The sequence below is a fragment of the Polyangium jinanense genome, from assembly GCF_028435365.1.
This window is the reverse complement of record NZ_JAGTJJ010000074.1, coordinates 16,435-27,742: the sequence shown is the minus strand read 5'-3', so window position 1 is coordinate 27,742 and position 11,308 is coordinate 16,435. Positions and strand designations below refer to the sequence as shown.

Below are 11,308 nucleotides of genomic sequence, written 5' to 3'. Positions count from 1 at the left end.
TTGGCCCGGGGAAGCGGTCGATGGTAGCGTGCCCACGTGACGCCCGAAGACCGCCAGTTTCTCAAGGCAGCTTTCCAGGCCGTGGTGGATGCTCCGCTTTACGTGAACGACACGCGGTACGTCGCGCTCGGTGAGGCGGCGCGGGGCGAGGATCCGGTCGAGCGGCTCGCGCGCGAAATAGAGTTTTCCGCCGGGGAAAGCCTGCAATTCGTCACTGGCTTTCGGGGGACGGGGAAGACCACGGAGCTGAAGCGGCTCGGGCTGAGGCTCCACGACGAGGGCTACGACGTCGCTTACGTGGACATGGACGCGACCCTCCGCGTCGGAAACAACCAATTTCTGACCCGCGACCAGTTCTTCGACGCGCTCCTCCTTGGCTTCAACCAGCCCATTCGTCACAACAGGCTCGAATATGATTGGGCCGGGATTCGACTCGCTGACGACCCCGGCTTCTCCACACAGGAGACCGTCCTCATCGTCGATTCGCTGGAGCACGTACGCACCACGTCCACGAAGGAACTCGCGCACGCCGCGATCGCCGACCTCTTGGTCCAGTACGCGAGTGAGCTCCGCATCCGGGGTTTGCATGTGGTGTGCACCGTCCCGCCGGATCTCAAGCTCGATGCGAAGATGGCGGCAGCCATCCGCCTCGCCGGGATCATCCAGTCGGTTCCCGCCGTCCGTGTGCGCAGCGAGCGAGGATTCCCGTCGTGGCCGGGGATCGAGGCGCTGGAGGCCCTCCTCGGCGCTCGATTCGATACGATGCGCCTCCTTGGCTCCCGTGATCTCGTCCTCAAAGTCATCACGCACTCCGGAGGCAATCCACGCGATCTGCTCCGCCTCGTCGGAGAGATCATCCGCCGCGCCCGGACGCTGCCTGTCAGCGCGGAGGTCGTGGAGAACGCGATCGGTTTTTTCCAAAGCGAATTCATGGTCTCCGCCGGGAGCTCGATCGTGCCCCTCGCTCGGATCGCGGAGACCCACGAGCTCGCGCTCGCAGGGCCCGAGAGCATCGCCGATGTCGCGCGCTGGTCCGACGCGCACCTCGTCCTCGAGTATCGCGACGGACGCGAATGGTACGACGTCCATCCGCTCGTCAGGAACACGGTCCTCGAGAGGGCTCGCGCCCTGGCCAAGGCGGCCGACTCCGTGCCGCCGCCCGATCCGGCGAGCTCCCGGCCTTCCCATGCCATTGCCGCCCACGCAGCCTCGGTCGTTCTCACACCCGAGATGTGCCTCACGATCATCGTCGAGAACTACCGTGCCCTCAGTCACGTCCGCTGGACCTTGCCGCGCGGCGTCTCCGCGCTCGTCGGGCCCAATGGCTCGGGCAAGACGACACTCCTCGACATCCCCGAGCTCCTCAGGCACGCCCTTCAGTATGACGTGACCCGGGCCATCGACGCGCGCGGAGGCCCTGGCAATCTTCGGAATGCCCGCGCCGACCGCAATGCCCCCGTCATCCTCGGCGCAGCGCTCGACGATCTCGTATGGCGGCTCGACCTTTCCCCGAAAGGGGCCTTCACGACCCCTCTCCACGGGGAACGAGCGACCGTGGGCGAGGCGACTGTCTTCGACCGAACCGCGCCGATTCCCGGGCTTGCCCTGCGCCCCGACGACGCCCGGCCCCTGCTCGCACGGTTCGCCGAGCTGCCCGAAGGAGGTGGCCTGCAGCCGCTCGTCAACCTCCTCGCGGGCTACCGGCTCTATCAAACGTATGATCTGGCGAATATCCGGGTGAACGGCTCGCAGGTATCCTCCGACGAGCACCTGCACCCCGACGGCCGCAACGTGTTCTCCGTCCTCCGCAACTGGCGCGACCGCATGGAGACACGTCCTCGCTGGGAGTTCGTCATCGAGAGCTTGAAGGCCGCTTTTCCCGACACGTTCGACGACCTGGATTTCGAGATGGCCGGTCAGACGGTCTCGGGGCGCATCGTGGCGCCACAACCCGACCTCCGCATATCGACCTATTTCGCGGCGACCGGCTGGCTCGTTGCATTGCTTCACCTCACCGCCGTCGCCTCCACCGATCCCGCCGGCGCCGTCGCGATCGACGAGGTCGAAAACGGCCTGCACCCGTACGCCATCCGGCAAATCATCGAGGCGATGCGGAGCTGGGCTGCACAGACCGGCATTTCCATCGTCCTCGCCACGCACTCTCCTGTGGTGATCGATCAATTCAAGGACGAGCCCAGTCACCTCTTCGTGATGGAGCCAGGCCGCCCGGAAGCGCCGCTCCAGCTCGACAAGCTCCACGATCCGGAGTGGCTCGCCCACTTCTCCCTCGGCGATCTCTACGCCCACGACGAGTTCGGCGCACAGAACAAGGACGGCGAGCAACGCGAATGAAGCGGGTCGTCTTGATCGTCACCGGCAAGACCGAAGTGGCCCTCGACCAGTCCTTGGCGCAGCTCTTCCCGAAGGAGAAGGTGACGTTCGTCGTGCGTCCGCCGAAGGACAGCTTCACCTCGAATGCGCTCCTCGAAACGCCGCTTCGAGGCACGGAGGAGAAACCCACGGCGGCGGAGAAGCTCGCGCAAGCGCTGGTGGCCGAAGTCGACCCTGGCCGTCGCGACGAGCCTCCCCCCGATTACGTGGTGCTCGTCGATGACCTCGAGCTCGACAACCTACCGTGGCCCGAGCGGGCCATCCAATACGTGCGGACCGCCCTCGAGACCCACCTCGAGCGTCGTTATCCCGCCCAGGACGCGCGGGAGAGGGCCCTCGGGCGTGTGCGCGACCGCTGCTCGTTCCACCTCCTCAGCCCCATGGTCGAGGCCTATTTCCTCGCCGAACCTGCCGCCCTCACGCGCGCTGGCGCGACGCGCGCTTCGACGTTCGATGCGACGACGAACAACACGGAGTCGTCGTTCCAGGTCAGCGACCCCGCGTTCCTCGCCCCCCCGAACCGCGTCAACAAGCATGCGTTACCTCCCTGGGCGTCGGCGGATCGGGCGCGGCACCCGAAGCGGTACGTCCAGTTTCTCTGCGATCCCACGGGGACCAAGGCGCAGGCCTACAAGGAAACGGGAGGCGGACGAAACGCGCTCTCGAAGCTCGACTGGCCCGCCGTTCTGGCGACGTCCACGCATGCCCAGTTCGTACGCTCCCTGATCCACGACCTCGCCGATGCCCTCGAGGAGCCCGCCGTCGCCCAGCGGTTCGCCGGCGCCACGCACCCGTTGACGTGGCCTCCCCGCAAGGGGCACCTGCTGCGGAACGTGTAACGGCCTCCTGGCCCACCCTTTGCTCCCGCTCCCGTCCGAGGCGCTCGTCGCCCCCCAGAAAGGGAGGTTCTCATGGGTGAGGTCATTCGCAAGCGTGCCCCGGTAAAGGACATTTTCGCGGACACCCGCACGACGTACGACCGCGCTGTCGTGCGGGGCGGGACGTTTCAGGCGCTCGCCGAGCAGCGGCTCGGGCCTGTGCTCGCCGTGGTGAGCAACGTGGAGGCCCAGATCGCCGAGGTCGAGGCCAAGGCGGGACCGGCGCTCGCGGCGCTTTCGGCGGAGAACGGCAAGGCCGACAAGTTGCTCGGCAAGGTGTCGGACGACATCTGGAACGCGCTCGGGCGGCCGGCGGTGGATCCGCACCTGAGCCTGCTTTTCCCCGGGGGAATCGCGCTCTACACGGACGGGGACGTCGCCACGCAGCCGCGGCGGATGGAGCTTCTGGTTTCGCTGCTCCGGAGGCAGGTGCATCCGCGTCTGCCCGGGGACGTGCGGGAGGCGGCCGCAAACACCGTCGAGGAAGCGGCAGCATTGCTGCGGGCGAAGGTGGAGCCGGCCATGGCCGCAAAGACGCAGCTCGAGATGCTCGGGCGGGTGCGGACCGCGCTCGGGCGGGCCGCGCAGATGGAGCTCGCGAATTTGAAGCGGCTTTACAAGGGTCACGGGCTGCGCGAGGTCGACATCCACGAGGTGATTCCGACGCGGAGCCGGGCGTCGGGCAAGAAGGGGGCGGAGCCGGCGGAGCCGGTGGGGTGAAGTCGAGCTGAGACGTACGCTTTCGCGGGGGTGAGACCTTCTCACCCCCGAAACCCCCTCTCGCTGGAGAGGGGGTTTTTTGTTTCCATTGCCGATTTCCTGCTCGTTTTGGGGGTTCCACACGTGTCAGGTGGTGGTCCTGTGCCGGCACGGTGCCTGGCACGTGTGTCCGTCGCGGGGGCTGTTCGGGTCGGGCAGATGATACGTGTGGCAGCGGGCGAATTCGTGCTCGTCGTTGCATGGATACACGTGGCAGGCCGTCCCGGCGCTCGGAAAGGGCGGGTGACACGCGTCACCGGTGCCACGCGGGTGTGGCTCGCGGAGGTGACACGTGTGGAAGTTGGTGATCCCGCTCCGCGGGAGCGGGTGACACGCAGGACAGGCGCGCGGGGAGGGCGGGGAGGGCGGGTGATGGGTGGGGAGGGCGAACGCACGCCTCTCCTTCGCTTCGTTACCCTGCATCCCCCGCGACGGACACCATCCTCGGCCGCTTCTTCCGCTCGACGAGTTTTCCCTCCTCGACGAGCGCATCCACGGCCTTCTTGATTGCCGCCGCGCTCATCGACAGCGACTCCGCGAGCCCGGCCACGGCCACGCCGGCCCCGCCATCCGCCGCCCGAACGGCCTCCAGAATCGCGGAGGCGGACGCGGGGGCGGAAGCGGACGCGGACGCGGAAGCGGAGGCGGAGGCGGACGCGGACGCAGGCTTGCGGCCACGCGTCTGCGTGCGCGCGGGCCTGCGGTAGGTTCTCGCTTCGTCGAGGGACATCTCGATCTTGCGCGCCTCTTCGGACACGTAGGCCTCGAATTGGCTCGCGGTCTCGCCGTCCTCGTCGTGCCATTGGCGGACCCAGGGGAGCAGGTCGACCATGGTTTGCAGGAGGGGGGCGAGCTTGTGACGGGCCGCGGCATCGCGGGCGAGGGCGTCGTCGGTCGCGGCGGCGGGGCCGAGGGATTCTTCGCGGTCCTTGCGGGTGGCGCGGGGGAGGACGTCGCCGCCGTGGAGGCCCATTTCCTCCTGCCAGAGCTCGATTGAGGCCTGGAGCTTTTGCAGGTGGTCCCAGCCGGCCCAGCCGAACACGAGGCCGGCCTTTCCGGAGGCGCCGGCGGGCGGGGTGGCGGTGGGGTAGGCGATGAATCGTTCCTTGGGGACGTCGAGCTTGCCGCGGTGGCGCCAGACGGTGGCGGCGTTTTCGAAGTCTTTCTGGTCGTACTTGGGGGGAGGTTCGATGGAAACGGTTTCGCCGGCGTCCTCGCGCCGTTGAAGGTCCCAGACGCGCTCCCACGCGCGGCGGGTTTCGATGCCCTCGTCGGTGTAGACCTGGCAGGTGGCGGAGGAGACGGATTCCTTTTGGAGGAGGTCGGCCAGGAGGGATTCGAGGTCGAAGGTGCTGGAATGGGTGAGGACTTCGGCGACGGCGCGGACTTTGGGATCGTGGTTCAGCTCGGCGGCGAGGGTGCGGATGGGGAGGGGGCGGGGGTCGCGGGAGCGGAAGAAGGATTCGGTGCGGTCGAGGAGCCAGGACTCACATGCCTCGCAGACGGCACCGTCCCAATCGAAGGGTTCCCAGCGACGCTTGTATTCGAGGCGCTCAAGTAATTGGAGCTCCTTGTGTTGACGAATGCACCGTACGCGTTCCCTGATCAACTCTGCTCGTGCCGGATAACGTGTGACCGCGTCTTCGAGGGTGCTTGGCGTTCGCCCAAAGCGTTCGAACCATTCGGTATTCTCGCCTTGCTTCAGCCGCTCCGCGACGAGGATCTCTACTGGCCTACATGCCGGCAAAAGTTCCTCGATATCATCAACTCCGATGTTACTCGGCGGGACGGGAAAACTTAAAATTCGGTAGACAACCCAATCCAGCTCCTCTTGAAGAGCGCAAGCGATATTGCGACATAGCTCATGTGCGCGTTGCATTGAGGCAAGACGGCTACGCAGCGCGCTTGCGGTCGGCTCACTTGATAAAAGCGACGCAAGTGCTCGCTGCGGTGCCAACTCGGCCGCCTTGTTGGCTTGTTCGATGAGTGCCTTGGCCCAGGGCAGAGGGGCCGTTCCGGGAGGCACTGGCATATTGAGGAGCGCAGTTCCGCTAAATTCGAAGTTATTCTTCCACTCCTCGGTACCCATGATTGAAAATCCGCCGGCAACACGCGCACCACCACCCTCGCCCTTTTTAGTACAGGCTTGCTTCATCCAGAAGCATGCTGTCGAGCTGTTAAGATAACCCAGGAGCACCAGATGCTCTGCCTCGGTTGCGCCTTCAGGCAGCTTGATGATGGGGGCCGTCTGCTTGAATACCTTGCCGCCGCGGTCGAGGACGAAGTGGTTGTGGGTGGACACGAAGGCGAAGCTAATGGAGAGCGGGGTCCGCAGCTTGTCGGCATAAAGCTCCTGCAGCTCATACCATGTCAACCCGCGTTGCACCATAGGCACGCCGAAACGCTTTCGCTTGTTGATGATATGCTTGTAAGGCCAAAGATGCGCGAGCCCGCCGGGCACAGCCTCCAAGGGCAGGCGGTTCAAGTCCCCATCATAGGGAAAGAGCACGTAGTCTGATTCCGCGATTGCCCAGTCTCGAACCAGATCCCCCTCGATGAGCTGCCGGGTAAACTGCTCCGGAATTCGCAAGTATGCACGTCTCGCCCGGAGATAAACGTCATCCTCCCCCGTGACAGCACTGATGCCGATGCTCTGGACAAGGTCTCCGAGCTTCTTTTCCGCCCGCTCCTCCAGGAGATCCTTCAAATCCGCCGCCCCACCCCCTCCAATACTCCACGGATGTTTCGCGAGCTTCTCCCGCTCTACCTCCGCCACGGTGATGAACTCGTTCTCGAACCTCACCTCCCGATGATGGTCCGCAATCGCCGACCAAACTTTCCCCTCCGCGGGCACATCCGGCGTCGTTGGCTCCCCGCGGCTGCCCATCACCACGCGCACCTTCGCATCAATCGGCCGCTGCATCCGCCCGAATAGGATCACAGTCGGCGTCCCATGGCCCGGAATATAAGCATTCGAGGTATCGATGACCTCCGTCAAATCGAGTTCCTTCAGCACCTGCTCGACGAGCGCGCTGCCAAACTCCCGCTTCATGAACGAGTTCGCCGTGATCTGCCCCGTCCAAGCCCCCTCGTTCCCCAACTGAAAGATCCGCTCCGCAAACGGAGCCGAAAGCGCATACTTCCCCGACGCCGCCTTGTACCGCTTCCGAATCAACTCCCGCTTCTGCGCATCCTTTTCCGTGATGTACGGCGGATTCGCCACCACCACATCGAACCGCGTCTTCTTCAGCAGCACATCCGCCGCCGTATCGAACAGCGAAAACACCGGCCCCCGCTCGAACCCCGCGACCTCCTGCCCCTGCCGCGCAAACAGATCCCCAAACCCCACCTGCATCTCGGACAGGCCCGCCAGCAGCGAATCCCCCACGTAGACCTGCAAGGGTAGGCGCTCGGGCACCTCCTCCAGCCTCGTGATGCCGGCCTTGTCGAGGTAACTCAAGAGCAACCGGAACCGTGACATCGCCGAGGCGTACGGATTCAGATCGACCCCATACACCTGCGACAGCGCCTTCCGCGCCGTCTCCGCCACCGGCTTCCCAGGCTCCGCCCGCAGCCGCGCCTCGAACAGACGATCGTACGCACCCAGCAGCAAGTGCCCCGATCCACACGCCGGATCCAGCACCGTCACCGCCACCCCGCGCTCACGGATCGCCGGATCGAGCGTGTTGTCGAGCAGGAACCGCTCCACGAAATCGGGCGTCTGCAGCAGCGCATACCGCTTCCGCACCCCCTCGTTCAGGTCCTGATACAGATCCCCGAGGTACCGCGTCGACGCCCCCTCGTGCTCCGCTTCCCCCGAAGGACGCCCGAACGAATACCGCAGCGCACCCTTCTCCTCCGCACGAAGCTCGTCCAGAAGCTCGCCAATCGCCCGCGACGTCGGACCGAGCCGCCACAGCGGCGCATACCCCGGCCCGAACACCTCACGCCCGCCCGGCAAAAGGGAAATCGCGTCGAAGACGTGCAGCAGGTAATCACGATCGCCCAGGTACTTGAACGACGCGCGGAACATCGCCTGCCGCTCCGTCGCGCCGGGGCCGGCCAGCCGATGCGGCAGATACCCGCGATCCTCCAGCGTGCGCGCAAAGACCGCGCAAAGGACCCAGCTCGCCGCGACCTGATCACAAAAGGCCTCGCGGTACGTCTCGAAGGGTTCGCCCGTGCGACCTTGCTTGCGATCGGCGGCGTGCGCTTCGCGAAGCGAAGGGTCGACCCGAGGGTCGGCGGCGCGCTGGCGGAGATCCTCGGCGAGACGGCGGTGGAGCTTGGCCATCGCGCGGACGAAGGATTCGGGCTCGGTGAGGGGCGGGAGGGAGGAAAGTTTGTGCATGGCGGACGAACGGCGGGGAGCCTAACCGAAGGGCGGGCAGCGAGGCAAGAGGGGGATGGAGGCGCGGGCGCTCGCTCCCGCAATGTGTGATTGCGGCGAATACGAAGTGCATCCGGTAGCGTGAAGGCCCGTGGGCAAAGCTACGGGCGCGCCTTCCCGCGGCGGCATGAATTATTTTTAGGTTGCTTCAAAAGATTGGCGTCCATTATGAAGGTGCGCGTCGTCCATGAGGCGGGGCCGATCTTCGGGGACGACGCGAGAGCGAACAGAGAGCATGAAGGGTCTCGATTCTTCCGGAGATTCCGGGAATGAGAGGACGTCGCGCCCATCCCGCGAGCCCGTGGACCGCGAATCGCTGGAGGTGAAGCTCGACGCGCTGATCGAGGAGATGCGCGTGGAGCTGGCCGCCGAGCTCGCCCAAGCCGCGGAATCGAAGGGGCCTTCGGTGCACGTGAAGGGGATCCTGCCCCCCACGAGCCAAGCAACGGAAGAAGTCGCGCCGCCGAGGGTCATCGTGGGGAGCGGCGTGGACCCACGCGCCGAGCCGACGCTCGTGGGCCGGCGCTCGGCCGACGGGGCCGAATGGATCTTCGACGGGGTGGAGGAAGAAGCTCCGCTGCCCGGGATCCACGCGCCGCTGACGAGGAGTGACGCGCCGGTCGAGCGTGTCGTGGTGGTCGAGGCGAAACCGCGGCGGTGGGCGCCGGTGGTCGCCCTCGCGGGGGCCGTGGTGGGAGTGGCATTGACGTGGATGCTGCTGGGGAAGGGAGCGGCGCCGCTCGTGCTCTTGCATGTACCACGGCCCGTGATCCCCGCGGCGGCGCCATCGCCGGAGGGGATGGCGAAAGCCGCGGAGACAGGGGAAACGAGCACAAAGGCGGACAAGCCCGTGACATGGGAGAAGCAGGGCCCGCCGGCGGCGGCTTCGCAGTCCAAGCGGCCGTCGTGGAAACCGACACGCCCGAGGGGCGAACCGAAGCCTCGCGCGACGGGGCTGGAGACGGGAATCGAGTTTTGACCATGCGACGAACGTTCGTGATGGGCCTCTTCGGGTTCGCCCTTTTGATGCCCTGCCAAAGCTTCGCCGACCCGGCGCTGCCGTCACCGCCCGACGTGGCCACGGACCGCGCGCGAAAGCTGTCCGAGGAGGGGATCGCGCTTTATGGCGCCGAGCAATTCGCCGAGGCGCACGCGGCGTTCGTCGCGGCGTGGAGCTTGAAGAAGCATCACCAGATCGCCGGGATGCTCGGCGATTGCGAGATGCGTCTCGGGAAGTACAGGGACGCGGCCGAGCACCTCACGTATTACGTGCGGGAATACCCCAAGGACCGGCCGGCCGAGAAGCTTACGCGGGCGCGGGTGATGCTGGAGGAGGCGAAGAGCCATGTCGGCACGTTGACCATTCGGGTGGACGAGCCGGGCGCGGACGTTTTCGTGGATGGCAAGCCGGTCGGGCCGTCACCACTCGTGGACCCGGTGTTCGTCGATCCCGGGACACGGCTCATCGAAGTGCAGCGAAGCCGGGGCAAGAGGATGCAAACGGTGGAGGTGAGCGCGGGGAGCACCCATACCGTGCGGCTTTTGCTGGCGCCGGCGAGGGGGGCGGTTCCGCCGCCGGGGCCTACGTCGAAGGGGTTGCCCTGGGCGGCGATCACGACCGGGGCGGGCGCGGCGGTGAGCCTCGGGGTGGGAATCGGGCTCCTGGCGAAGGCGGGCTCGGTGGATGCGGAGGCGGCTGCGTATCGGCGCGAGCATGGCATCGAGAGCGAGACGTACTGCGCGGAGAGGCCGGGGCTCGACGCGTGCAAAGAGCTCCATGGGATCGCGGTGCAGCAAATCCCGTACTTCTGGAGTGGCGTCGGCGCGCTCGCGCTGGCCGGCGCCGGGGTCGGGGTCACGACGTACTTGCTCTGGCGGTCTCCGGGGAAGGCGACGGCGCCACGGGTGGGGCTCCGCATGACTCCCGGACCGTATCTACAGGTTCAGGGCTCTTTCTGAAGGTCGAGAGAAAACCATGAAGTGGATCAAGTGGAGCGCTTCGATGGTCCTGCCGGCTTTCGTGCTGGTGTTTCATCCGCTCGGATGCGGCGTTCTCTACACCTGCGAAGACGACGGCACGTGCATCGAGGTGCCGGAGGGCTTCACGGGGTATCACTTCCTGCGCGAGATCCAGGACGCGAGGACGACGGCGGACAGATGCGGCGACGGAGCGGAACCGACGCCATATTACATGAATCCGCCTTCGAATGAACCGCAGAAGTGTCGCGAATGCGCCTGCGATTTGCAAAACGTCGTACGTGGCTGTTCGCTGCCGGAGCTCGAATGCCGGGATGGATCGAGCTGCGATGCGGGGATCAAGCTCAAGACCCATGTATCCGTGGGGGAGTGCGCGGTATCGATGTGGAACCGGGACAGCGATGACAGAAAGATCAGCTTTCCCAGCGGGGTCGCTCATTGCAGCGTCGTCGGGGAGGTGGGAGCCCCTGAGGTCGGCGTCATCGAGCAGGCCATCGACTTGCCGACATGGGGAGCGAGGTTCGACATCTGCAAGGTTCCCCCCCAGGAGGCGACGGGCATGATCTGCATCCAAGCCTCGGGACATGGCCTCACGTGCCCGACGGGCTGGGATCACGGCATCGAGGCCTATACGACGGGTGTCGACGGTCGGAGTTGCTCGGCTTGTAGCTGCAAAGCTCAGTGCCAGTGGGATGGGTACACGATTTCCGACATTTGCTACAACGGAGAATCGGATGGCGAACAGCTCGTCATCGACGGCGCCCAGCGCTGCGTTGGCATCGAATACATTTCGTATGCCTACGGCATCAAAACGATGGCCCCCCAATTGATGACCGAACCAACCGGCGGAGAATCGAGCGGGGAGTTCCTCCCCAAGGGCCCCGTGACCTTCTGCTGCAAGCCCGCCGAATGA

Annotated in this window: 7 protein-coding genes; 6 read left to right on the top strand and 1 reads right to left on the bottom strand. The window is 65.8% G+C overall.

Annotated features, from left to right (window positions below):
- The first annotated feature begins 36 nt into the window (after positions 1 to 36).
- The 3 genes from KEG57_RS55985 (at position 37) to KEG57_RS48935 (ending at position 3,989) form a co-directional block, all read left to right on the top strand.
- Positions 37 to 2,352, top strand: coding sequence for an AAA family ATPase (locus KEG57_RS55985; RefSeq protein WP_272459822.1), 2,316 nt, complete (start codon positions 37 to 39; stop codon positions 2,350 to 2,352).
- Positions 2,349 to 3,230, top strand: coding sequence for a hypothetical protein (locus KEG57_RS48940; protein ID WP_272459821.1), 882 nt, complete (start codon positions 2,349 to 2,351; stop codon positions 3,228 to 3,230). The genes KEG57_RS55985 and KEG57_RS48940 overlap by 4 nt, the downstream gene beginning before the upstream one ends.
- Before the next feature lie 72 nt (positions 3,231 to 3,302).
- Positions 3,303 to 3,989, top strand: a complete 687-nt coding sequence (locus KEG57_RS48935) for a hypothetical protein (protein ID WP_272459820.1) — start codon at positions 3,303 to 3,305, stop codon at positions 3,987 to 3,989.
- A 451-nt stretch (positions 3,990 to 4,440) separates the two neighbouring features.
- Here KEG57_RS48935 and pglX read toward each other — a convergent pair whose 3' ends face one another.
- Positions 4,441 to 8,379, bottom strand: coding sequence for a BREX-2 system adenine-specific DNA-methyltransferase PglX (gene pglX, locus KEG57_RS48930; protein ID WP_272459819.1), 3,939 nt, complete (start codon positions 8,377 to 8,379; stop codon positions 4,441 to 4,443).
- 340 nt (positions 8,380 to 8,719) lie between these two features.
- On the opposite strand from pglX, the gene KEG57_RS48925 reads away from it, so the two are divergent.
- Genes KEG57_RS48925 through KEG57_RS48915 form a run of 3 tightly spaced genes read left to right on the top strand, consistent with a single transcriptional unit; the run spans position 8,720 to position 11,308 of the window.
- Complete coding sequence (locus KEG57_RS48925) at positions 8,720 to 9,397, top strand: hypothetical protein (protein ID WP_272459818.1); 678 nt, start codon at positions 8,720 to 8,722, stop codon at positions 9,395 to 9,397.
- A gap of 2 nt (positions 9,398 to 9,399) precedes the next feature.
- A complete protein-coding gene (locus tag KEG57_RS48920) occupies positions 9,400 to 10,377 on the top strand; it encodes a peptidase associated/transthyretin-like domain-containing protein (RefSeq protein ID WP_272459817.1) in 978 nt (325 codons plus the stop codon).
- 16 nt (positions 10,378 to 10,393) lie between these two features.
- Positions 10,394 to 11,308: a hypothetical protein gene (locus tag KEG57_RS48915; protein WP_272424490.1), complete on the top strand. Its 915-nt coding sequence runs from the start codon at positions 10,394 to 10,396 to the stop codon at positions 11,306 to 11,308.